This is a genomic window from Muricoccus harenae, assembly GCF_009848505.1.
GTDB lineage: Bacteria > Pseudomonadota > Alphaproteobacteria > Acetobacterales > Acetobacteraceae > Roseomonas > Roseomonas harenae.
This window is the reverse complement of sequence record NZ_WWDL01000032.1, coordinates 45,061-67,715: the sequence shown is the minus strand read 5'-3', so window position 1 is coordinate 67,715 and position 22,655 is coordinate 45,061. Positions and strand designations below refer to the sequence as shown.

Sequence of the window (22,655 nt, the reverse complement as noted above, 5' to 3'; positions counted from 1 at the left end):
GGAAAGCTACGACGCCATTGTCGACGCATGCTGTCACGCCTGGTCCACGCTGATGAGCACGCCCGAGCAGATCGCCTCCATTACGCGCCGCCCCTGGGCGCAGGTCAAAACCTGAGGCGGTTGGTATTAGCCAAATGGCGGCGGCACCATGTCGTCGTCAGGCTCTCACATGTGGCTTTGTTGCTCTGCCTTCTACTCAGAGGAGGGAAGGTCACCGACATGTGTCACGCCCCAAGAATCATTCCGGCGTGAAGGGTCTTGATCGTGAACACTTTAAGCACCCGCCGCGCAAATAGTTGTTTTCACACCTCTCTTGCGCGTGCCCGGAAGAGCAGCATCAGCCCGGAGAGCGTCAGCACCCCGCCGGCGACATCCGCCCAGCCCAGCATCTCTCCCAGCCCGATCCAGCCGATCACCGCGGCCACCGGTGGCGCCATCAGCTGCAGGGCAGCGGCGGTGGAAGGCGGGAAGCGCCGCAGCATCACGAACAGCAGCGCATAGCCGCCCACCCCGACCACCGTGACGCTGTAGAGCAGCCCGAGCCAGACCGCGGTGCTGCCCGATACCGGCGGCGCCCCTTCCATCACCAGAGCCATCACCAGCAGCATCGCGGCGCTGACCAGGCTCTGCCCCGCCGTCGCGGACCAGAGATCCACCCGCCCCCTTGCGGGCGCGAAGGCCAGCAGCCCGGCCGCCTGGCACACGGCACCGCCCAGCGCGAGCACCACTCCCAGCGCCTCACCCATCCCCTGGGGTGCGCCGAAATGCCCTGCCAGCCGCGCCCCGCCGAGCACCGCCACCCCGGCCCAGCCGAGAGCGAGGCCCGCCCAGGCACCGATCGAGGGACGCCGTCCAAGGAACACCGCCTCCCCCAGCGCCACCACAAGCGGGGTGGAGGCCGTGATCAGCGCGACGAGGCCTGAGGGGATGAGGGACATCGCCCACCAGGACAAAGCGAGATAGCCGCCGGTGCCGAGCAGCCCCATCAGCACCACGCGCCCGAGGTCGCCCCGCGACGGCCAGCGCGAGCGCGTGACCCAGGCCAGGATCAGCAGCAGCGGGGCGGTCAAGATGAAGCGGTAGGCCAAGCCCCAGAAGGGCGGCCATTCCAGGACCACCACCCGCGCCGCGCTGAAGGCCGAGCCCCAGATGACGACGAAAACCACTGCAAGGGCGAAATCGGCCGGCTTCATTCCCGCCGGCTTCCTTCCCGATCGAGCCGCGCGAGAAGCGTCGTCTGCATCGCCTCGACCCGCCGCAGCATCCGGCCAAGCGTGCCCATGGCCAGCAGCGTCAGCGCGGAGACCGCGCCCGCCCCGGCATAGAGGATGCGTGCCCGGGACCATTCCGGCCCCAGCAGCGGCGTGCCCTGCAGCGCCAGCAGGGCGCATCCCAGCAGGGCTGCGACGCCCACGCCTTGGAGAAATCTGAACAGCACCGGATCAGGCCAGGCCGGGGCCGTGCCCGTAGGATTGCTCTGGCGTGGCATGCTCCTCGGCCACGCCGCCATTGGGCTGCAGCGCCGCGGCGCCGCGGCGTGCCAGCGCAGCCTCCAGCGTGTTCTCCAGCAGGCAGGCGATGGTCATCGGCCCAACACCGCCCGGCACCGGGGTGATCCAGCCGGCCCGCTCCCGCGCCGCCTCGAACTCCACATCGCCGGCCAGCTTGCCGTTGGGCAGGCGGTTGATGCCGACATCCACCACCACGGCGCCCGGTGCCACCCAGTCGCCCTTCACCATCCCGGCGCGGCCGACCGCAGCCACCAGAACCTCCGCGCGGCGGCATTCCTCCGCGATGTCGCGGGAACGGGAATGCAGCATCGTCACCGTGGCATCGGCCGCCAGCAGCAGTGCCCCCATCGGGCGGCCCACGATGGCGCTGCGCCCCAGCACCACGGCCCGCGCGCCGGAGAGCTTCACCCCGGCCTCTGCCAGCAGGTGCATCACCCCCTTGGGCGTGCAGGGCACCAGCCCGGGCAGACCTGCGGCCAGCCTTCCGGCATTCACCGGGTGGAAGCCGTCCACGTCCTTGGCAGGGTCCACCGCCTCCAGCACCAGCTGGGGGTTGATGTGCTTCGGCAGGGGCAGCTGCACCAGGATGCCGTCCACGGCGGGATCGGCGTTCAGGCGGCGGACCACAGCAAGCAGCTCGGCCTCGGCCACGTCGTCGGGCAGGAGGATCGTCTCGCTGTCATAGCCCGCCTCCTTCGCCGCCCGGTCCTTGGAGCGGACATAGACGACGCTGGCCGGGTCATCGCCCACCCGCACCACGCGCAGGCCGGGGCGGAAGCCAAAGCCCGCGACCCGCTCCGCCAGCCCGGCACGCAGTCGGGCGCCGATCGCCTTTCCGTCGAGGAGTTGCCCGGCCATTTCAGACCGTCAGCCGCCAGAGTGCGGGAAAGACCGTCACGTTCAGGAAGATTCGCAGCGCCTGGAGCAGCAGGATCAGCACCACCGGCGAGAGGTCGATCCCGCCCAGATCCGGCAAAAAGCGCCGGATCGGCCGCAGCGCGGGCTCGGTCACCCGCCAGAGGAAGTCCCCGATCGTCCAGACCAGGCGGTTGCGGGTGTCCAGCACGTTGAAGGCGGTGAGCATGCTGAACACCGCCGCGATGATCAGCACCCAGACATAGAGGCCGATCACCTGATCGATCAGCCAGAAGATCGCTGTCATCCCGCCACCCCTGAATCCACATCACATTGGCCCGCGTCGCGTTGTGTATGGCCCATGCCGGGGCCCGTCCAGCCGCACGCTCCACTCCGGTGCTTGACGTCGGCGGGACGGCGAGGAATAAGCCGCCCTCACGCGCCGGTTCCCAAGCCTGCGCGGCGATGGCTAAGGGGCTGTAGCTCAGTTGGGAGAGCGCGTCGTTCGCAATGACGAGGCCAGGGGTTCGATTCCCCTCAGCTCCACCATCCCCTCCTCCATGCTCCTCCGAAGCTTGCCCTGTAGGGGCTGAAGGCTGCTGACGCGGCGCGAAGGCCGCCTTGGCTCCCGCCCGGCTGCCGGCGCTGCTACCCTCTGCCTCAAGCAAACAGGAGGGACAGCCTTGAAGCACCACCTTGCCGCCCTTGCCGTTGCGCTCGGCATCGGTGCCGCGCAGGCCCAGACGCCGCCTTCCCCGCCGCTACAGGTGCGCGAAATCGGCAGCATGCATGTCGGTGGCCGGGTCCGGGCACTGGACGGGATGCCGGTACGCGAGATGGTTCCCTCCCCGGGCGCGCCGCCCATCCGGGTCGATCCCAACGGCGAGTTCATGGTCGAGGGGATGTACGCGCAATACGTGAAGCTGGCGGAGCCCCGCGCCCGCTATCCTCTCCTACTCTGGCATGGCGGCGGCCTGACGGGCGTGACCTGGGAGACGACGCCAGATGGCCGCCCGGGCTGGCAGATGTATTTCCTGCGCCAGGGCCATGACGTCTATGTCAGCGATGCGGTCGAGCGCGGCCGGGCCGGCTGGGCACGTTTCCCCGAGATCTTCGCGGGCGAGCCTGTCTTCCGCACCATGGGCGAGGGCTGGGGACTGTTCCGCGTGGGCCCGCAGGAAGGGTGGAACGCCAATCCCGCCCGCCGCCGGGCCTTCCCGGATACGCTTTTCCCGGTGGCGGCCTGGGACGCCTTCGCGCGGCAGTCGGTGCCACGCTGGTCCACCACCGACAGCCAGATCCAGGCGGCCTATAACGACTACGTCCGGGCGGTTTGCCCCTGCGTCATCATCGTGCACAGTCAGGGCGGCAACTTCGCCTTCAACGCCGCACTGGCGGCGCCGGACAAGGTGCGCGCGATCATCGCGATCGAGCCCTCCGGCACGCCTTCCGCGATAACGGACGCATCGCCGCTGCGCAACGTGCCGCATCTGATCGTCTGGGGCGACCACTTCGCCGACTCGCCCTTCTGGCAGCGAATCCGCGGCAATGTGGAAAACTGGGCGGGCGTGATCCGGGAGGCCGGCGGCACGGCCGACATCATGGACCTTCCGGCCGAGGGCCTGCGCGGCAACAGCCACATGCTCATGATGGACCGGAACAGCGACGAGGTCGCCGCGCGCATTCAGGCCTGGATGGAGCGCCGCGGACTGATGCGCTGATCCTGCCGCCCCTTCCGGGGCAGGGTTCTGGTCGCCCGCGGCGGGAAATCCTGTCCCGGCAAGAATTCTGCCTGGCTACTTCCTCAGCAGTTTGCCGTTCAGGATCTCCGCCCGGCCGGCATTGTCCTTCAGCACGTTTCCCTGCTCGTCCGTGGCGTGGAACGTCTTCTTTCCTTTCACCATCGAGCTCGGAAGCGGGGTGGGCACGTAGCGCCGGAAAAGTCCGTCATGGGATCCGAGGAAGGCGACCAGCTGGTTGTCGAAGGCCAGGCTCTTGTCCTTCGGGCTGAAATCCGGGTCGCCATGCAGCCAACCCCCATTGCCGTCCGGCACCTTATCCGTCGGATGGGTATGGTAGAAGGCGACCGGGACGCTGCCCGGCTTGCACCCGCAATTCGGCAGGCTGAGGCCAACATCTACGCCAAGGCCCTGGTCGGAGTAGAGCTTCGTCCGGGCGAGCTTGCCGTTATGCGTGTTCCGGCAGATCACCGAGCCGTATTCCTTCTCCTCCTTGATCGACGTGGGAAGGATCGCCACCAGGAGCTCGCGTGCCTTCGCTTCGAGTGCGATGTCGTTCTGGGTCGTGGCCTTTGGTTGTTCCGTCCCGCGAACCGTGCCCGACATGCCGCTTTCCTCCATGGCGATCCGTGCGCCCATCGTAATGGCGCGTCCCGAGGCCCGGGAAGGCTGTTAGCAGGACCGGAACGCGTCGGAAGCGGCCTTCGGAAACCTTGGCGGAGTTGCGCCGCTGCACGGGCGGAACCGCGAAGGAGCCAACCGCCATGTCCGCCACCACCTCGCCCACCCCCGCCGAGGGGCGCTTCCGGGTGATCCGCGCCCTCGCAGGCGGCTGGTGGCTGCTCCTGCTCCGGGGGATCGTCTCCATCCTCTTCGGCATCTTCGCCTTCCTCTCGCCGGGCCTGGGCCTCGCGGTGATCCTCGGCACCCTGGCCGCCTGGCTGGCGCTGGATGGCATCTTCACCCTCTGGCAGGCGATCACTGGCCGCCCCGCCATGCTGGGCACGCCGCGGGGGGGCACCGGATGGCTCTGGCTTGATGGGCTGCTCTCCCTCGCCGGGGCCGTGGTGCTGCTGATGATGCCGATCGCCTCGGCCATTGTGCTGGTCCTGCTGGTGGCGGCCTGGTCTATCGCCACGGGGATCTTCCGCATCGTCCTCGCCTGGCGCAGCGGCAGCTGGATGCTGGGGCTCTGGGGCGCGCTGGGCGTCCTGGTGGGGCTCTGGCTGGCGGCGTCGCCCGGGCCGGGGCTTCTGGCGCTGATCTGGGTGGTGGCCATCCAGGCGGTGATCGGCGGCGCGCTGCTGATTGGCTTCGCCCTGCGCCTCCGCCGCGTCCACCACGATCCGACGCCGGGCTAGTACCAATCGGCCCGGCGGCGGAACCCGCCGGGCGCGTCGCTTCGCTCCCACAGCGGTGGACCGGGTCACCCCGGGCTTGGCGGACGCGGACCGCCCCGTTGCACCATCAGCCGGGCGGGGTTTCCATGCGCGCCCGCCGGGCGGCGATTCGCCCGCATCCAGGGGATCGCCATCTTGCTCTTCGCCATCGTCAGCCATGACAAGCCGGACGCGCTGGAGCGCCGCCTGGCCGCCCGCCAGAAGCATCTCGTCTGGCTGGAGGCGGCCGCGCCCGTGCTCCGCTATGTCGGCCCGCTGCTCGACGAGGAGGGCAAGCAGCGCGGCAGCATCGTCGTGACCGAGCAGCCGGACCTCGAGACCGCCAGGGCCTTCGCCAAGGCCGATCCCTTCTGGGAGGCGGATGTCTTCGCCACCCAGACCGTCCATGCCTTCCGCGAGGTCTTCCGCGACGGCGCGCGCGTGGCATGACCGCCTACTGGCTGGTGAAGAGCGAGCCCGACGCCTTCTCCTGGGACCAGCAGGTGAAGAACAAGGTCGAGCCCTGGACGGGCGTGCGCAACGCCCAGGCCGCGAACAACCTGCGCGCCATGAAGAAAGGCGACCGCGCCTTCTTCTACCATTCCAACGAGGGCCGCGAGATCGTCGGCATCGTGGAGGTGGCGCGCGAGGCCTACCCTGATCCCACCGAGGAATCCGGCCGCTGGGCCTGCGTGGACATGCGCGCCGTGAAGCCCGTGCCCAGGCCCGTGACGCTCGCCGCCATGAAGGCGGAGCCGCGGCTGGAAGGCCTGGCGCTGATCCGCCAGTCTCGACTTTCCGTCGTGCCCGTCTCGCCGGAGCACTGGGCGATCATCTCGGACATGGCGGGGCTTTGACGGAGACGCGCATCCTCTGCCGCCTGGAGGACATCCCGGATGGCCAGGCGCGCGGCTTCCCGCCCCCGCCCGGCTGCTTCACAGGGCTGGTCGCCGTCCGGCGCGGCGGGACGGTGCATGTCTACGTGAATTCCTGCCCGCATATCGGCATCCCGCTCGAAAGCCTGCCGGACCGCTTCCTCGACGGCGCCCGGCGCCACCTCGTCTGCACCGCCCATGGCGCGCGCTTCCGGATCGAGGATGGCTTCTGCGTCTCCGGCCCCTGCGCGGGGGATGCGCTGGAGGGGGTGGAAGCCAGGGTGGAGGAGGATGGCAGGGTCACCGTGGTGGTGCCGGAGGGGATCTAGGGCCCTCCCCTGAGCCCATGACATCGGGATTGCTTCCGCCATCCCGGGGATCATGATGGGGCAAAGGTTGCGACCGCGTTGGAACAGTCGCGACGCGGAGGAAACGAGCATGCTCTCACGACGTGGCCTTGGCCTCGCATCCCTCGGCCTGGCGGGTGCGGGGCGTGCCCGGGCGCAGGATGCCGCGCGGGGGCCGGTGACGATCATCGTTCCCTGGGCGCCCGGCGGCTCCGCCGACACACTGGCGCGTCTGCTGGCGCAGAAGCTCTCCCAGGATCTCGGCCAATCCTTCGTGGTAGAGAACCGGCCCGGCGCCTCCGGCATGATCGGCCATTCCGCCGTCGCGCGCGCCCGGCCGGACGGCAACACCATCCTCTTCGCCGCCAGCGCCACCTACGCCATGGTGCCGCACCTCCTTCCCCTTCCCTATGACAACGTCACGGCCTTCGCGCCGATCGGGCTGATTCTCTCCACGCCGCTGCTGCTCTGCGTGTCCCCCAAGCTTGGGATCACCGATGTGCAGGGGCTGGTCGCGCGCGCCAAGGCGGCGCCTGGCAAGCTGAGCTACGGCTCGGCCGGCGCCGGCAGCACGACGCATCTGGCCACCGAGATGCTGCTCGGCATGGCCGGCATCGAGGTCACGGATGTCACCTATCGCGGCAATGCGCCGGCGGTGCAGGCGGTGCTCGCCGGAGAGGTGCAGTTCACCAGCGTTGACGCCGCCGTGGCATTGCCCTTCGCGCGGTCCGGCGACCTGCGCGCCATCGCCGTCACCACGCGCGAGCGCAGCCCGCTGCTGCCCGAGATCCCCAGCATCGCCGAGTCCGGCTACCCGGACTACGAATGCGCCACCGAATTCGCGCTGCTCGCCCCGGCCGGCACGCCAGCCGCGGTGACCGCGCGCCTGCAGGCCGCCGCAGCCGCGGCGCTGCGTGCCCCGGACATGCAGGAGAAGCTGGCGCAGCAGGCGGTGGTGGCCACCATCGGCACGCCGGACGAGTTCCCTGCCTATCTGGCCCGGGAGAACGCGCGCTGGGGCAAGCTCATCCGCGAGCGCAACATCCGCGTCCAGCAATAGGGGCGGGGAATGGCGGAGACCGAAGGGCCAGGCGCGCCACGGCGCCGGATCTCGCTCGCGCATCTCACCGTGCTGGACGCCGATCCGCTGGCGCTGATCGATGCCGCCATGGCGGGCGGCTTCGACATGCTCGGCCTGCGCATCGTCGCGCCGATGCCGACGGACCGGATCCTGCCCGTGGTCGGGAATGAAGCCCTGATCCGGCGGATCGAGTCCAGGCTGCGCGACACCGGGCTTCGCATTCTCGACGTGGAGGCGGTCTGGCTCACCGCGGAAACGGCGATGGATCGCCTGATCCCCGTGCTGGAGACCGGGCAGCGCCTGGGCGCGAGCCATCTGCTGACCGTCGGCAACGATCCGGACGAGGCGCGCGCGGCGGAGAACTTCGCGCGGCTCTGCGAAGCGGCGCAGCCCTTCGGCATCAAGCCGATGCTGGAGCTGATCCCCTATTGCCAGACCGGGACCATCGAGGCTGCCCTGCGCCTGGTTAGCCGGGCCGGGCACGCCAATGCCGGCATCCTGATTGATGCCCTGCACCTGATCCGTTCGGGCGGCACGCCGGAGGCGTTGCGCGGCATCGACCCGGCGCGGCTGGACTACTGCCAGATCTGCCAGGCAGGCGGCGAGCGACCATCCGGCACCGACGCCTTGCGCGCAGAGGCGCGCGGCAACCGCTTCTATCCGGATTCGCCGAAGGGCCGACTGCCACTGAAGGATATCCTGGACGCGCTTCCGCCGGACATCATCCTTGGGGTTGAGGCGCCATGCGCCGAATATGCCGGCCTGCCGCCGGCCGAACGCGGACGGCTCTGCGGAAGCTCGACGCGCGCCTTCCTGGAGAGCCTTTCAGGCTGACCGGTTCCGCCTCCCGACCGGGCCGGGACCGCAACTCCGGGGGCGATCTCGCCCCCTCTCTGCCGTATTCCCGTCGCGCCCCTGCCCGGATCGCGGCGTTCAATCCCATGCAGAGAGGGACCACCTGGTCCGACAGAGAGAGAGGAAGTCACCATGCGGGAACGCCTCGCCAAGCTCGGTTCCTGGGCCCGGAGGGCCCTCATCCTCGGCGCGCTGATCGGGGCGCCCGTCCTCGTGGCGGCCCCGGCCGCGGAAGCGCAGACGGTCCATGCCGTGCTCGCCATCGGCGCCCCCGAGGCCCAGCTGGTGCCGGTGCAGTGGGGCCCGCCGCCGCGCCCCTATTACGGCCCCCGCCATCGCCATTGGCACCGCCCGCCGCCCCCGCCCCATTGGCGGCGCCACCACGCGCATCGGCGCCATTACGGCCCGCCGCCGCGCTACTACCGGCACGCCCGCCCGCACTACCACCGCTGAACCACGGCAGGCGGCCGGCCCTGGGGGAACCCCGGGGAGCCTGCCGCCGCCGGACAAAACGGAACAGGCCCAGGGGGAAGGCGCCCCCGGCCTTGACGCCCCCCCACAGGCGGCGACGATGGGACCCCAAGGGCCGAGCCCCCGGAGGACCGCCGTCATGACCGACCACACCCTGATCCCCGTGAAGCCCCAGATCGCCGCCGGCAGCCATGCCGATGCCCAGCGACGCGACGCCATGGTCGCGGAGGCGAAGAACGATCCCGAGGGCTTCTGGAAGCGCGAGATGAACCGCATCGCCTGGATGCGCGCGCCGACGAAGATCAAGAACACCAGCTTCACGGGCGACGTCTCGATCAAGTGGTTCGAGGACGGCGTGCTGAACATCTCAGAATCCTGCCTCGACCGCCATGTGGAAGGTGGGCGCGGCGACCAGGTGGCGATCATCTGGGAAGGCGACGACCCGAAGAGCGACGCGAAGATCACCTATCGCCAGCTGCTGGAGCGCGTCTGCCGCCTGGCGAATGCCATGAAGCATCTCGGCGTCCGGCGCGGCGACCGGGTGACGATCTACCTGCCGATGATCGTGGAAGCCGCCGTCGCCATGCTGGCCTGCGCCCGCATCGGCGCCATCCATTCCGTGGTCTTCGGCGGCTTCTCGCCCGACAGCCTGTCCAGCCGCATCCAGGATTGCGAGAGCACGCTGCTCATCACCGCCGACGAGGGCCGCCGCGGCGGCCGAACCGTGCCGCTGAAGGCCAATGCGGACGTGGCGCTGCAATCCTGCCCCACGGTGAAGAACGTCATCGTCGCGAAGAACACCGGCGGCACGGTCGCGATGCAGGGCGGACGCGATCATGATTGGGCCGCGCTCTGCGATGCCCAATCCGCCGAATGCGCGCCCGAGCCGATGGGGGCGGAGGACCCGCTCTTCATCCTCTATACCTCCGGCTCCACCGGAAAGCCGAAGGGCGTGCTCCACACCACCGGCGGCTATGCCGTCTGGTCCGCCTTCACCCATGAACTGGTCTTCGATTACCGCCCGGGCGAGGTCTATTGGTGCACGGCCGATGTCGGCTGGGTCACCGGCCATACCTACATCGTCTATGGCCCGCTGGCGAACGGCGCGACGACGCTGATGTTCGAAGGCGTGCCCAACTGGCCGGATTCCAGCCGCTTCTGGAACGTGATCGACAAGCACCAGGTGAACATCTTCTACACCGCCCCCACCGCCATCCGCGCGCTGATGCGCGAGGGCGAGGGCCCGGTGAAGAAGGCGAGCCGCAAGTCGCTGCGCATCCTGGGTTCGGTCGGCGAGCCGATCAATCCGGAGGCCTGGCTCTGGTACTACCGTGTGGTGGGCGACGAGCGCTGCCCGATCGTGGACACCTGGTGGCAGACCGAGACGGGCGGCATCCTCATCTCCCCCCTCCCCGGCGCCGTGGCGCAGAAGCCCGGCTCCGCCACCCTGCCGCTCCCCGGCGTCTTCCCCGCGCTGGTGGACAATGACGGCAACCGGCTGGAGGGCGCGACCGAGGGCAACCTCGTCATCACCGACAGCTGGCCCGGCCAGATGCGCACGGTCTTCCGCGACCACGAGCGCTTCATCCAGACCTATTTCGCCACCTTCCTCGGCACCTATTTCACGGGCGACGGCGCGCGGCGGGACGAGGACGGCTACTGGTGGATCACCGGCCGCGTGGATGACGTGCTGAACGTCTCCGGCCACCGCATGGGCACGGCCGAGATCGAAAGCGCGCTGGTCGCCCATCCGAAGGTGGCGGAAGCCGCCGTCGTCGGCATGCCGCATGAGATCAAGGGCCAGGGCATCTACGCCTATGTCACGCTGATCGCGGATGAGGAGCCGACCGAGGCGCTGCGCAAGGAGCTGGTGGCCTGGGTGCGCAAGGAGATCGGGCCGATCGCCTCCCCCGATGCCATCCAATGGGCGCCGGGCCTGCCCAAGACACGTTCGGGCAAGATCATGCGCCGCATCCTGCGCAAGATCGCCGCGAACGAGACCGACAGCCTGGGCGACACCTCCACTCTGGCCGACCCCACGGTGGTGCAGGACCTGATCGGGAACCGGGTGGGTTGATTGCGGTCCTTTTCGCGCTGCTGCTGCTGGTCACGCGTGCCGAGGCGGTCTCTCCCCCCGTACAGGGCCCCTGCTCCGAAGACTCCTGCATCTGGTTCCGCGTGCTGGATGACGAAATCGGCGGAGCAGGCCCGGCCGGCCTGCTCCGCCACCTGCGGGTGCGCTGGTGGGCGAGCGCCCATCCCCGTGGGCGCGGCGAGGATCGGGGCACGGAGGAACAGCTCCAGATCCTCTGCTCCGGCACCCGGCCGGCGCTGCTGGTGCGCCGCGACGGAGGGTGGTGGAAGCAGCCGCTCGATCCGGGGCTCGAAGTGCAGGAGGCGGCGAACGGTGGCGCCGTGGCCCTCTATGCCTGGACATGCCACGGTATCGTGCTTGGCAACGAGGCCAGCCCGGAACTGGAGGAACTCTACCCCACGCGCCGGACGATGAACGAATTGGAAGGCCGTCGCCTGGCGCGGCTCGAGGATGCCCTGCGATGAGCGACCGCACCCCCCAGATCCTCCCGCGCGCGGCGGGCGACCTTCTCCTGCCCGCCGAGCCGGAGGCCTTCCCGATCCTGCCCGCCCGGACCGCCCTGATCGTGGTGGACATGCAGAACGCCTATGCCTCGAAGGACGGCTATCTCGACAAGGCGGGCTTCGACCTGTCCGGCGCGCAATCGGTCATCGGCAAGGTGACGGAGGTGGTGGCGGCCGCGCGGATGCTCGGCATCACCATCGTCTGGTTCCAGAACGGCTGGGACGCCGAGGGGATCGAGGCCGGCGGCCCGGGTTCGCCTAACCACTGGAAGTCCAACGCGCTGCGCCTGATGCGCGAGCAGCCGGAGCTGCAGGGAAGCCTGCTGGCCAAGGGCACCTGGGATTACGCCCTTGTGCCGCAGATGCAGCGCGCCCCGGGCGATATCCTCATTCAGAAGCCGCGCTACGGCGGCTTCAATGGCACGCAGTTGGAGGCGATGCTGCGGGCGCGCGGCATCCGCGACATCCTGTTCTGCGGCGTCGCCACCAATGTCTGCGTCGAGAGCACTTTGCGCGAGGCCTTCCACCGCGAGTTCTGGCCCGTGCTGGTCGAGGACGCCTGCTGGCAGGGCGGCCCGCGCTACGTGCATGACGCGACGGTGTTCAATGTCCGCACCTTCTTCGGCTGGGTGACCACCACCGCGGCGGTGACGGCCCTGGCCCGCTGAGGCGCGCCGGCCCCGGCCAGCCCCGGCTGCGCATCGCAGATCCGCGCCGCCGGGTCTGGCGCAATGCGGCAACCGACCCCACCCTTCCGGCCGCATGACCGTCCCGACCGACGCGGAAGCCGTCCGCATCCGCCGCCTCGTCGCCCTCTATGGCCTGACGGTCTTCGCGACCAATCTTGCCGCCCGCAGCCTTGATCCCATCCTGCCGGAGATCGCGCGGGACTTCGCGGTGGGCATCGACACGGTCGCCCTCCTCGCCTCGGCCTTCACCCTGCCCTATGCGCTGATCCAGCCCATCCTGGGGCCGGTGGGCGACGCGCTGGGCAAGCGCCGCATCATCGCCATCGCCGCAGTCTTCACGGGCGTTGCGCTGGTGGCCTGCGCCCTGGCGCCGGCGCTGGGCTTCCTCTTCGTCGCTCGTGCGCTGGCCGGGGCGGCGGCGGGGGGCGTCTACCCCCTCGTCATCGCGACCTTCGGGGATCGCGTGCCCCTGGCCCAGCGGCAGGTGGTCCTCAGCCGGATGAGCGCCTTCGGCATGGGCGGGCAGATCGCCGGCGGCATGCTTTCGGGCCTTGTCCATGGAGTGGTGGATTGGCGCGGCATCATCGCCGGCGGGGCGAGCATGGTCCTCGCCGTCGGCCTGGTGCTCTGGCTCGACCTCCGGCGGGAACCCGATCCGCCGCCCGCCCGGCTCGATGCCGCGGCTTCCATGCAACGCTACGTGGAGATCATCCGCCTGCCCGCCGCCCGCCTCCTTTACATGGCCGTGGCGGTGGAAGGCCTCTTCACCTTCGGGATTTTCCCCTATGTCGCGGCGCTGATGGCGGGCTGGGGGATCGGCGGGCCAGTGCAGGCGGGGCTGGCGCTCGGCGCCTTCGGGGCGGCGGGGGTGGCCTATACCTTCGTCGCGCGGCCGCTGCTCACCCGCCTTGGCGTGCCCATGATGCTCCGCCTGGCCGGGCTGCTGACGGGGCTCGGCTTCGCCGCCATCGCCGCGACCGGATGGATCGCGGGCGCCGGCGGCTCGCCCGGGCTGTGGCCGGTGGTGGCGGGGATGTTCGCCATCGGCATGGGCTTCTTCGGGATGCACAACTCCATCCAGAACCGCGTGACCGAGGTGGCGCCCAAGGCGCGCGGCTCGGCCGTCGCGCTGCACGCCTTCTCCTTCTTCGCGGGGCAGTCGCTGGGGCCGGTGCTGTTCGGGACGGCGCTGGCCGTGCTGGGGGCGGGGCCGGCGCTGCTCGTCTGCGGCGCCGGCATGCTGGCACTCGGCCTCCTGCTGTCGCAGAAGTTCGGGCGGCGCTAGGGCTCCTTCCCTTCACTCGCCTTCATGTCGAACGCTCCGCCATGTTTCCGGTCGGTCCCGCGCGGGATCGGCCGGCGGGCGTCAATCCAGCCGCACGTCGTTCTCCTGCACCACCCGGCCCCAGGCATCGGTGTTGCCGGCGAACCACTTTGCGAAATCCTCCGGGGAGGTGGTCCGCACCTCGCCACCGATCTCGCCGATGCGCGAGGCAGTGGCGGGATCGCCCAGCGCTGTTACCACCGCACGGTTCAGCGCGGCCACGACTGGTTGCGGCGTGCCGGCGGTCGCGAACAGCCCCTGCCAGGTGCCGCTCTGCACCAGCATCTCCGGCATTTTCAATTCGGCGAAGGTCGGCTTGTCCGGCAGGGCGGGCAGGCGCGTCGTGCCGCTGACCGCAAGCGCCTTAAGCTGGCCAGAGGTGACGAAGGGCTGCGTCGCCGTCGCGCCGTTCAGCACCGCCTGGCAATCGCCCTGCGCCACCGCCTGCACCGCCGGCGCGCCGCCGCGATAGGGCACGTATTCCCACTCGATCCCGATCTGCTTGCCCAGCACCAGCCCGGTCATGTGCGGCCCGGAGCCGACGCCGCTATGCGCCAGGTTCAGCTTGCGCCGCTTCGCCAGCGCGGCCAACTCGGCGAGGTTGTTCGCCTCGACGCTCGGATGCACTGCCACGATATAGGGCGCGAAGGCCACCACGGTGACCGGCGCGAGATCCCGCATCGGGTTGTAGGAAAGGCTGGGCACCAGCGCCGGCGCGATCGCCAGGCTCGCCGCATCCGTCAGCAGCAGCGTGTGCCCATCCTTCGGCGCCTTGGCCACGGCATCGGCGCCTATATTGCCGTTCGCGCCGCTGCGGTTCTCCACCACCACGCTCTGCCCGAGCACCTCGGTGAGCTTCGGCGCGATCAGCCGCGCGAGAATGTCGCTGGTGCCGCCCGCGGCAAAAGGCACGATCAGCCGCAGCGGGCGGTTGAAGGACCCGGCCTGCGCCCAGGCGGGGCGAATGGCGGGAGCGGCGAGGAGAGCCGGCGTCGCGGCCAGCAGGGTGCGGCGGAACATCCTGGATCGTTTCCCATTCTCTGCGGTCCCGTCTGGTGCGGGCCGCTCCGTGCAGGCTGACAGCGGGATGGGTGGAATCGCAAGCGCAACATCGGGTGATCCCGGAAGGCCTTGCCTCGCAATCCCCGACCGGGGCGGATTACTTGGAAACGATCCCTGGCACGTCTCGCCAAGCCGGCTGCACCGGGTAACACTGCGCACGACGATGGAGACCCCGATGGCCGATCCGCATTTCGTTCCCGCGAGCCCGCAGACCACGCGCATCGGCGTCTTCGATGCGGCCTTCCCGCCGGTGGCGAGCATCGCGGCCGGCGAGCGGGTGACGCTGGAATGCGTCTCGGGCCAGGGCGATGCCATTCCCGGTCCGGAGTCAGGGCTGACGGTGCCGGAGGCCTTGCGCGCGATCCAGGCGGCCAATGCGATCGGCCAGACCGGGCACATCATCACCGGCCCCGTGGAGGTGCGCGGCGCGGAGCCGGGCGATGCGCTGCGCGTGGAGATCGAGAAGATCGAGCTGGGCGCCGATTGGGGCTTCTGCGGCTTCCGCCCCCTGATGGGCACGCTGCCGGAGGACTTCCCCTTCCGCCGCATGCTGCACATCCCGGTGGATCGCGCGGCGAAGACGGGCCTGCTGCCGATGGGCGGCGGCATCACCCTGCCGCTCGCGCCCTTCTTCGGCGTGATGGGCGTGGCGCCGCCCCGGGAATGGGGCCGCATCGCGACGAAGGAGCCGCGCGCGCATGGCGGCAACCTTGACAACAAGGAGCTGGTGGAGGGCACCACCCTCTGGCTGCCCGTGCATGTCCCGGGCGCGCGCTTCTCGGCCGGTGACGGGCATGGCGTGCAGGGCGATGGCGAGGTCTGCATCAACGCGCTCGAAACCTGCCTGACCGGCACCTTCCGCCTGGATGTCGAGAAGGGCGGCGGCGCGCGCGATCCGATCCTGCGCTTTCCACGCGCTGAAACCCCGACCCACTTCATCACTATGGGAATGAACGAGGACCTGGACCTTGCCATGAAGCAGGCGCTGCGCGAGATGATCGCCTTCATCGCGTCGCGCACGAATCTCTCGCCCGCCGATGCCTACCAGTTCTGCTCGCTCGCGGTGGATTTCCGGGTGACTCAAACCGTGAACGGAGAGAAGGGCGTGCACGGAATGTTGAGGAAAGGTTTGCTCTTCTGATTCCGTGTGAACCAGACAAGCCAAGACGCTGATCCGATTCACGCTGCGAATCCTGTCCACAGACTTCCCCACATTTCCTTCCACAAGTTTTCGTGCGCCGCATCTTGTGGGAGGGCAACCGTGTGACCTACCGTATCTTGTATCGACGTTGCCGGGGATAGGCGCGATGGACTGGTCAGCGGAAGCGATCGAACAACTCAGGGCGCTTTGGGCGGAGGGTCACTCCACCGCCGAAATCGGACGCCGTATGGGGATCTCGAAGAACGCGGTGGTTGGGAAGGCACATCGCCTTCACCTGCCTGCGCGACCGAGCCCGATCCAGCGCGAGCAGGCCGCCGCTGCGGCCCAGGCACCGCGCCCCGTCGCAGCACCGGTGAGTGCGCCGGCGCCGCGTCCCGCCGCACCGGTCGCGCCCCGCGCACCGGCGCCCGTTCCCGTCATGCGCGCCGTGCCACCGGCGGTGGTGCGCCCGTTCCCGCGCAGCTCCGCGCGCAGCTGCTGCTGGCCGATCGGCGAGCCGGGCACGCCGGAATTCCGCTTCTGCACGGAGGAGGCGGCGGGCGGGAAGCCCTATTGCCTCGAGCATGCCTCGATCGCCTATGTGAAGGCGCGCGACCGGCGCGAGGACGCCGCCTGACCTAATCAGCCCGATCTAGTCAGCAGGGGCGATCGAAACCGCCCTGCGCGTTGTGGCGGCGCCGAGAAAGGCTCCGCCGAGCAGCACCGCCGCCGCGATCAGGAAGGCGGTGCCGATGAAGGGGATCGCCGCCCCTTCCCCGACCGAGAGCGCATAGACCGCGCCGAAGAAGAGCGGCGAGGCAATACCCGCGACGCTCGACACGCTCATCGTCGCACCCTGGAGCTGGCCTTGCTCGCGTTCTGACACGCGGCGTGTCATCAGCGCCTGCAAGGTCGGCATGGCGAGGCCCCAGAGCGCGTTGGGCACCAGAGCCAGCACAAAGAGCCAGCCGCTGTTCGCGAGTCCCATGCAGGCGATGCCGATCGCACCGCCGACCAGCCCGATCACCATGGTGCGGCGATCGCCCCAGCGCGCGGTGACGCGCCCGACCAGCAAGCCCTGCATCACTGCATCCAGCCCGCCGGCGAAGGAAAGCAGCATTCCGACTTCCCAGGCCGACAAGCCATATCGCTGCCCGGCATAGAGCACGTAGATCGCCGAGAAGATGTGATGCGCGAAGTGCAGCAGGAAGGTAACGCCGGCCAGCCCCGTCAACTCGCGGTCGCGGGCCAGCAGGCGCAGTGCGCCGAAGGGATTGGCGCGTGACCAGGCGAAGGCCATGCGGCGCTCGCGCGGCAGGGATTCCGGCAGCACCAGCCAGCCATAGAGGAAGGCAAGCGCGCTGAGCGTCCCGGCTGCCCAGAAGGGCGCGCGGGGCGAGATCTCGCCCAGCACGCCGCCGAGCAGCGGCCCCGCCACGAAGCCGGCCGAGAAGGCGGCGCCGATCAGCCCGTAGGCGCGGGCGCGGTCCTCCGGCGCCGTAATGTCGGCCATATAGGCATAGACGGTGCTGAAGCTGGCCGAGGTGACGCCCGCGAGGATGCGCCCGACGGCCAACCACCAGAGGTCCGGCGCCAGTGCCATCAGCACATAGTCCGCAGCCAGTCCGGCGGTGGAAAGGAGCAGCACGGGGCGCCGCCCATAGCGGTCCGACAGTGAGCCGATGATGGGCGAGGCGACGAACTGCATCCCGGCCCAGAGCGCGACAAAGGCGCCGTTGATGACGCCCGCGCGGGCATTCGATCCGGCGAATTCCTCGATCAGCTTCGGCAGGACGGGAATGACGATTCCCATTGCCACAATATCGAGCACGGCGGTCACAAGGATGAAGACGATCGCGGCGCGGCGGCCAGCGAAACGGGACAGAAGCGGCATCGGGGATGATCCTGGACCGGCGGATTGGCCGGCATGCGGGAGCGTGGCGCACGGATGGCGGGTGTGATGACCGGCCTCGCCCGTGGGCGGTCGGTCAGAAGGTGACCGCAATCTCCAACATGAATCTCTCCATCTCGCGCGGCGGAAGGTGCCGCCCAGGGCCGGGCTGATACGAGTGGACTCGGGCGGGCGTCAAGAAAAACCCGGAAGGCAACGGCGCGTCTTGCTACGCCGCGTTTCGTCCACCGATCAGCCGCCGCCGCAGCTTGCCGCCAATCCAATCGATCAGCGCGACGGTGATCACCATCAGGATGATGATGAAGGCCACCTCGTCCCAGTGGCGCACCTTGATGCGCTCGGCGATCTGCAGCCCGATCCCGCCCGCGCCGACGACGCCGAGAATGGAGGCGGAGCGCGTGTTGCTCTCGAAGAAATACAGCGCCTGGGCGAGCATCAGCGGCAGCACCTGCGGCAGGATGCCGAAGCGCACCGCCATGAGGCGCGATCCGCCGGCGGCGATCACGCCCTCCGCCTGGCGGCGCTCCGCATTCTCGATGGCTTCGGCATAGAGCTTGGAAAGCGTCGCGAGATCGGAGACGAAAAGGGCGAGCACCCCGGCCAGTGGGCCAAGCCCGACAGCGCGCACGAAGGCCAGCGCCCAGATGAGCTGGTCCACGCCCCGCAACCCATCGAAGACACGGCGGAGGGAAAAGCGCAGCAGCGTGGAAGTGACGATGTTGCGGGCGCCGAGGAAGCCGAGCGGAATGGCGAAGACGGCCGCCAGCACCGTGCCGAGGAAGGCCATGGCCACGCTTTCCGCGATGCCCTTCAGAATGTCCTGCCACAGCTCGCCGGGCGAGGGCGGGATCATCAGCCGGATGATGGTGAACAGGCCCGACAGCCCGTTCCACAGCCGCTGCGGCGTGATGTCGAAGAGCCAGAGCGCCCAAGCCAGCCAGCACAGGAACGCGGCGGCGCCCGCGATGCGGAAGGCGCGCTGGCGCGGCGAGAGGCCGAAGGCGGCGGGCAGCGCGGCCTTCCAGCGGTCAACGCTGTTCCGCGCGCCTTCCGGAATAGCACCGCTTGGCGCGCCTTCCGGCATAGCATCGCTTGGCGCGCCTTCCGGCGCGACGCCGCTCACGCGCGCACCTCCCCGCCCAGCCGGCGGCGGATGGCTTCCGACAGGAGGTCGATCATCGCCACCACCAGCACGATCAGCAGGATGATGGCCGAGATCTCCTCATAGTAGTTCTGCGAGATGACGAGATAGAGCTCCTGCCCGATCCCGCCCGCGCCGACGAAGCCGATCACGCTGGCGCCGCGCACATTGATCTCGAAGCGCAGCAGCAGATAGCTGACCATGTTCGGCGCCACCTGCGGCAGCATGGCGAAGCGGCAGGCCTGGGCCCAAGTGCCCCCCGCCGCGCGCACGCCGTCCCAGGGCTTCATGTCGGCATTCTCGATCGCCTCGGCGAAGAGCTTGCCGAGCGCGCCGGTGGTATGGGCGGCGATCGCGATGATGCCGGCCAGCGGACCGACGCCAAAGGCCCAGACCAGGATCAGCGCATAGACGATCTCCGGCACCGTCCGCATCGCCTCCAGCCCACGCCGGGCCAGGCGGTAGGACCAGGTGGAGGGCGAGACGTTGCGCGCCGCGGGGAAGGCCAGGAGCAGCGCCAGCAGGCCGCCGGCCAGCGTCGCCAGCGCGGCCATGTTCGCTGTTTCCAGCAACAGCAGCGCCCATTTGTCCAGCCGGTAGAACCAGAAGGCGATGCTGCCCTCCGTCTCCCACCCGCCGAACAGCGTGGCCCAGCGGAGATCGGGCAGCAGGCGCAGGAAGTAGTCGCCCGCGCGCGGCAGGCCGGCGGCCAGGGCGGCGGGATGGAACTCGCTCATCCAGGCGGCGGCGAGAAAGGCGGCCAGGAACAGCGCGAGGCCGAGCAGAAGCCGCGCGCGCTTCGCCCGGCGCGCCGCCTGGAAGGCAGCCTCGCCACGCGCGACGGCGGGGGAAAGGGTGGTGGTGGCGCTCAGTTCCGCCTGCGGCGCTCAGCCGCCTCCTCGCGCCGCATGTCGATCAGCAGCTGGAAGGCGTCGTGCCCCACCTCGCGGTAGCCGGTGCCGGCGCCTCGCTCGATGGCGCGGTAGATCGCCGGATGCGCGGTGGGCAAGGCGAGGTGGAACAGGCGCAGGTCTTCCTTGAAGGCGTCCGGCAGTGATTTCCGCGCCATCAGCGGGCCGTAGATCACCGGCTCGGTCTGCCAGACGATGCGCAGGTCGCGCATCTCCAGCATCCCCTTCTCCACCATGGTCCGCAGATTGCCGCGCGAATAACCGGCCTCCCTGTCGCCCTGGCCGGAGGCCCAGGTGAAGGCGGCGTCGTATTGCTTCTGGAGCACCGCGATCACCGCCTGCTCATGCCCGCCCGCGAAGCCGGTGCGGGAGAAATAGCTGTTCGGATCAATCCCAGCGCGGCGCAGCGCGAAGCGCGGGATGAGATAGCCGGAGGCGGAATTCGGATCGGGCCAGGCGAGCGAACGGCCACGCATCGCAGCCAGGTCCGTGATGCCGGAATCCGCCCGCGCGACCATCACACCGACATAGCTGATCGAGCCATCCTCCTGCTCGGCGACCAGCAGCGGCTCCACATCGCCATTCGTCTCCAGCCAGGCGGCGGCATAGACGGCGGGGCTGACGGCCGCGAGGTCGAGCTGCGCCGCGCCGAAGGCCTGCACCACCCCCGCATAGTCGCCCGCGGGGAACAGCCGGACGGGAACGGCGAAGGTCTCCTCCAGCAGCCGGCGATAGGCATCGTAGCGGCCGAGCCGGTCGGCCTCATTCTCCCCGCCGATCAGCCCGATGCGGATCTGCGGCACCTGGGCCGCCCAGGCGCGGCGGCCAGGGGTTGGGAAGGCGATGCCGGGATCCGTGCTGCGGCGCTGCGCCCGCGCCGGCACGGCGGTGAGGGCGAAGGGCAGGAGGAATGCGTGGCGGCGCTTCATGGCTTCCCCCGCCTCACCGCCGCCGCCGGCGTTCGGCCGCCTCGTCCTGCCGTAGCTGGACGACCAGCGCATAATCCTCATGCGTCACCGTGCGGAAGCCGGCGCCGCCGCCGCGCTCGATGCCCTCGTAGATCGCAGGATGAGTCTTCGGCAAAGCGAGGAGGAAGCGGCGCATGTCCTCCTTGAAGGCCTCTGGCAGATCGGCGCGACAGGCAATGGGGCCGGTCGGGATGGGGGTGCTCCGCCAGATCGTGCGGAGGTCGCGCATGTCCAGCATGCCCTTCTCCACCATCGCCCTCAGGGCACCGCGCGAATAGCCCTGCGCGGGATCGCCCTGGCCCGAAGCCCAGGTGCAGGCGGCGTCGTATTGCCGCTGCAGCACCGCCACCACCGCCTGCTCATGCCCGCCCGCGAAACCGGTGCGGGAGAAATAAGCGCCCGGCTCCGTCGGGATGTTCGCGGCACGCAGCGCGGCACGCGGCGCGAAGTAGCCGGAGGTGGAGGCCGGATCGGCCCAGGCCAGGGACTTTCCGCGCATGCCGGCGAGATCGGTGATGCCGGAATCGGCGCGCACCACCATCACGGCGACATAGCCGAGCGTCCCGTCATCGGCTTCGGCCGCGACCAGCGCCTCGATGGCGCCCTTCGTGTCGATCCAGCTGCCCGCGTAATTGGCGGCACCCATCTGTGCCATCTCGATCTGCCCCGAGGCGAAGGCCTGGCCGATGCCCGCGAAGTCGGGCGCGGGATAGAGGCGAACGGGAAGCCGGAAGGTCTCCTCCAGCAGCCGACGATAGGGCTCGTAGCGGCCGAGGCGGTCCGCCTCGTTCTCGCCGCCTGAGATGCCGATGCGGAGCAGCGGCACGGCATCGGCCCAGGCGCGGCGCCCCGCCTCGGGAAAGGTGACGCCGGGATCCGCGCTGCGGCGCGGTGCCGCCTGCGCCAGGGCAGGCGCAGCGGAGAGGGTGGCGAGCAACAGGCTGCGGCGGGTCGGCATGATGCGTCCGTTCAGGCGGGCACGGGGCCAGGCATGGAGCCGGGCATGGCTTGCGGCGTCTCGGCCTCCAGCGCCTCCTCCGGTACGCCATAGATGGCCTGGACCTGCCCTGCATCCAACGCGGCGGGCGCGCCGTCGAAGACGATGCGGCCGGCCTGCATGGCGATGATGCGGTCGCAATAGCGCCGCGCGGTATCAAGATGATGCAGGTTCACCAGCACGGTCAGCCCGTCCCGCCGGTTCACGTCGCGCAGCGCCTCCATCACCACCCGGGCGTTGCGCGGGTCCAGCGAGGCGATGGGTTCGTCGGCGAGCAGCAGCCGCGGCTCCTGCAGCATGGCGCGGGCGATGGCCACGCGCTGCTGCTGCCCGCCCGAGAGCGTGTCGGCGCGTTGCAGCGCCTGTTCTGCCAAGTCGAACCGTTCCAACGCATCAAGCGCCAGCGCACGCTCCTCCGGCGAGAAGCGGAGAAAGAGGGAGGTGAGGGTGCCCCAAGGGCCGGGCCGGTGATTCAGCCGACCCACCAGCACATTGGTCAGCACGTCCAGCCGCTGCACCAGGTTGAACTGCTGGAAGATCATGGCGCAGCGCGTGCGCCAGTCCCGCAGCGCCTTGCCGCGCAGGGCGGTGACATCGGTGCCGTCATGCAGGATGCGCCCCGCGGAGGGTTCCGTCAGCCGGTTCACCATGCGCAGCAGGGTGGACTTCCCGGCCCCGGAGCGCCCGATAATCCCCACCATCTGCCCGTCCGGCACGGAGAGGCTGACGCCGTCCACGGCCGCGCGCGCGCCGAAGCGCCGGGTCAGGTTCTGGATCTCGAGCATCGGGGACCCCGGGC

25 protein-coding genes, 1 tRNA gene and 1 pseudogene are annotated in these 22,655 nt (G+C 69.8%); 15 read left to right on the top strand and 12 right to left on the bottom strand.

Translation table 11 applies throughout. The annotated features are described in order from the left end of the window. Positions 1-302 precede the first annotated feature (302 nt). The 4 genes and pseudogenes from GSE44_RS20310 to GSE44_RS20295 form a co-directional block, all read right to left on the bottom strand. Positions 303-1,193: a DMT family transporter gene (locus tag GSE44_RS20310; protein ID WP_159350656.1), complete on the bottom strand. Its 891-nt coding sequence runs from the start codon at positions 1,191-1,193 to the stop codon at positions 303-305. Further along, positions 1,190-1,414: a hypothetical protein gene (locus GSE44_RS20305; RefSeq protein ID WP_159350655.1), complete on the bottom strand. Its 225-nt coding sequence runs from the start codon at positions 1,412-1,414 to the stop codon at positions 1,190-1,192. Before GSE44_RS20305 ends, GSE44_RS20310 begins: the two co-directional genes overlap by 4 nt. A 118-nt stretch (positions 1,415-1,532) precedes the next feature. Continuing rightward, positions 1,533-2,369 (bottom strand): annotated as a pseudogene (gene folD, locus GSE44_RS20300) (bifunctional methylenetetrahydrofolate dehydrogenase/methenyltetrahydrofolate cyclohydrolase FolD); the annotation flags it as partial. Between the two features lies 1 nt (position 2,370). Continuing rightward, the gene (locus GSE44_RS20295) at positions 2,371-2,673 is read right to left on the bottom strand and encodes a YggT family protein (RefSeq protein WP_159350653.1); all 303 of its coding nucleotides are present in this window, start codon (positions 2,671-2,673) and stop codon (positions 2,371-2,373) included. Positions 2,674-2,839: 166 nt separating this feature from the next. On the opposite strand from GSE44_RS20295, the gene GSE44_RS20290 reads away from it, so the two are divergent. Both GSE44_RS20290 and GSE44_RS20285 read left to right on the top strand, forming a co-directional pair. Then, positions 2,840-2,915, top strand: a tRNA-Ala gene (locus tag GSE44_RS20290). Positions 2,916-3,049: 134 nt separating this feature from the next. Beyond that, positions 3,050-4,087, top strand: coding sequence for an alpha/beta hydrolase family protein (locus tag GSE44_RS20285; RefSeq protein WP_235924985.1), 1,038 nt, complete (start codon positions 3,050-3,052; stop codon positions 4,085-4,087). A gap of 75 nt (positions 4,088-4,162) precedes the next feature. Here the strand turns inward: GSE44_RS20285 and GSE44_RS20280 are convergent, their stop codons facing one another. Next, positions 4,163-4,711, bottom strand: coding sequence for a DUF4329 domain-containing protein (locus GSE44_RS20280; protein ID WP_159350652.1), 549 nt, complete (start codon positions 4,709-4,711; stop codon positions 4,163-4,165). Positions 4,712-4,869: 158 nt separating this feature from the next. On the opposite strand from GSE44_RS20280, the gene GSE44_RS20275 reads away from it, so the two are divergent. From GSE44_RS20275 to GSE44_RS20225, 11 genes are all read left to right on the top strand, one after another. Further along, positions 4,870-5,466: an HdeD family acid-resistance protein gene (locus tag GSE44_RS20275; RefSeq protein ID WP_159350651.1), complete on the top strand. Its 597-nt coding sequence runs from the start codon at positions 4,870-4,872 to the stop codon at positions 5,464-5,466. 174 nt (positions 5,467-5,640) lie between these two features. Further along, positions 5,641-5,934: a YciI family protein gene (locus tag GSE44_RS20270; RefSeq protein ID WP_159350650.1), complete on the top strand. Its 294-nt coding sequence runs from the start codon at positions 5,641-5,643 to the stop codon at positions 5,932-5,934. Beyond that, entirely contained in the window at positions 5,931-6,341 is a 411-nt protein-coding gene (locus GSE44_RS20265; RefSeq protein WP_159350649.1) for an EVE domain-containing protein, read from the top strand. Before GSE44_RS20270 ends, GSE44_RS20265 begins: the two co-directional genes overlap by 4 nt. Beyond that, positions 6,338-6,688 (top strand): Rieske (2Fe-2S) protein, encoded by a 351-nt coding sequence (locus GSE44_RS20260; RefSeq protein WP_159350648.1) that lies wholly within the window; start codon positions 6,338-6,340, stop codon positions 6,686-6,688. The genes GSE44_RS20265 and GSE44_RS20260 overlap by 4 nt, the downstream gene beginning before the upstream one ends. A gap of 109 nt (positions 6,689-6,797) precedes the next feature. After that, on the top strand, positions 6,798-7,766 hold the full coding sequence (locus tag GSE44_RS20255; protein ID WP_159350647.1) for a Bug family tripartite tricarboxylate transporter substrate binding protein: 969 nt from the start codon (positions 6,798-6,800) through the stop codon (positions 7,764-7,766). 9 nt (positions 7,767-7,775) lie between these two features. Beyond that, positions 7,776-8,621: a sugar phosphate isomerase/epimerase family protein gene (locus tag GSE44_RS20250; protein ID WP_159350646.1), complete on the top strand. Its 846-nt coding sequence runs from the start codon at positions 7,776-7,778 to the stop codon at positions 8,619-8,621. Positions 8,622-8,774: 153 nt separating this feature from the next. Further along, the gene (locus GSE44_RS20245; protein WP_159350645.1) at positions 8,775-9,095 is read left to right on the top strand and encodes a hypothetical protein; all 321 of its coding nucleotides are present in this window, start codon (positions 8,775-8,777) and stop codon (positions 9,093-9,095) included. Positions 9,096-9,252: 157 nt separating this feature from the next. Next, entirely contained in the window at positions 9,253-11,190 is a 1,938-nt protein-coding gene (gene acs / locus GSE44_RS20240) for an acetate--CoA ligase (protein WP_159350644.1), read from the top strand. After that, positions 11,187-11,672 (top strand): hypothetical protein, encoded by a 486-nt coding sequence (locus GSE44_RS20235; protein WP_159350643.1) that lies wholly within the window; start codon positions 11,187-11,189, stop codon positions 11,670-11,672. Before acs ends, GSE44_RS20235 begins: the two co-directional genes overlap by 4 nt. Further along, on the top strand, positions 11,669-12,379 hold the full coding sequence (locus GSE44_RS20230) for an isochorismatase family protein (RefSeq protein WP_159350642.1): 711 nt from the start codon (positions 11,669-11,671) through the stop codon (positions 12,377-12,379). The genes GSE44_RS20235 and GSE44_RS20230 overlap by 4 nt, the downstream gene beginning before the upstream one ends. A 94-nt stretch (positions 12,380-12,473) precedes the next feature. Continuing rightward, positions 12,474-13,685: an MFS transporter gene (locus GSE44_RS20225; RefSeq protein WP_159350641.1), complete on the top strand. Its 1,212-nt coding sequence runs from the start codon at positions 12,474-12,476 to the stop codon at positions 13,683-13,685. Between the two features lie 81 nt (positions 13,686-13,766). On the opposite strand, the gene GSE44_RS20220 is transcribed toward GSE44_RS20225, so the two are convergent. Further along, on the bottom strand, positions 13,767-14,744 hold the full coding sequence (locus GSE44_RS20220; protein WP_159350640.1) for a Bug family tripartite tricarboxylate transporter substrate binding protein: 978 nt from the start codon (positions 14,742-14,744) through the stop codon (positions 13,767-13,769). Between the two features lie 217 nt (positions 14,745-14,961). Between GSE44_RS20220 and GSE44_RS20215 the strand changes: the two genes are divergently transcribed. Then, positions 14,962-15,927, top strand: coding sequence for an acetamidase/formamidase family protein (locus GSE44_RS20215; protein ID WP_159350639.1), 966 nt, complete (start codon positions 14,962-14,964; stop codon positions 15,925-15,927). Between the two features lie 166 nt (positions 15,928-16,093). Beyond that, entirely contained in the window at positions 16,094-16,564 is a 471-nt protein-coding gene (locus GSE44_RS20210) for a GcrA family cell cycle regulator (protein WP_159350638.1), read from the top strand. A 15-nt stretch (positions 16,565-16,579) separates the two neighbouring features. Here GSE44_RS20210 and GSE44_RS20205 read toward each other — a convergent pair whose 3' ends face one another. From GSE44_RS20205 to phnC, 6 genes are all read right to left on the bottom strand, one after another. Next, the gene (locus GSE44_RS20205; protein ID WP_159350637.1) at positions 16,580-17,821 is read right to left on the bottom strand and encodes a TCR/Tet family MFS transporter; all 1,242 of its coding nucleotides are present in this window, start codon (positions 17,819-17,821) and stop codon (positions 16,580-16,582) included. A gap of 226 nt (positions 17,822-18,047) precedes the next feature. Next, positions 18,048-18,962, bottom strand: coding sequence for a phosphonate ABC transporter, permease protein PhnE (gene phnE / locus GSE44_RS20200; protein WP_235924983.1), 915 nt, complete (start codon positions 18,960-18,962; stop codon positions 18,048-18,050). Beyond that, positions 18,959-19,852 (bottom strand): phosphonate ABC transporter, permease protein PhnE, encoded by an 894-nt coding sequence (phnE, locus tag GSE44_RS20195; RefSeq protein ID WP_159350660.1) that lies wholly within the window; start codon positions 19,850-19,852, stop codon positions 18,959-18,961. Before phnE (GSE44_RS20195) ends, phnE (GSE44_RS20200) begins: the two co-directional genes overlap by 4 nt. Then, positions 19,849-20,820, bottom strand: a complete 972-nt coding sequence (phnD, locus tag GSE44_RS20190) for a phosphate/phosphite/phosphonate ABC transporter substrate-binding protein (RefSeq protein WP_159350636.1) — start codon at positions 20,818-20,820, stop codon at positions 19,849-19,851. The genes phnE (GSE44_RS20195) and phnD (GSE44_RS20190) overlap by 4 nt, the downstream gene beginning before the upstream one ends. A gap of 13 nt (positions 20,821-20,833) precedes the next feature. Further along, positions 20,834-21,817, bottom strand: coding sequence for a phosphate/phosphite/phosphonate ABC transporter substrate-binding protein (gene phnD, locus GSE44_RS20185; protein WP_159350635.1), 984 nt, complete (start codon positions 21,815-21,817; stop codon positions 20,834-20,836). Positions 21,818-21,828: 11 nt separating this feature from the next. Next, positions 21,829-22,641 (bottom strand): phosphonate ABC transporter ATP-binding protein, encoded by an 813-nt coding sequence (gene phnC / locus GSE44_RS20180; protein ID WP_159350634.1) that lies wholly within the window; start codon positions 22,639-22,641, stop codon positions 21,829-21,831. Positions 22,642-22,655 lie beyond the last annotated feature (14 nt).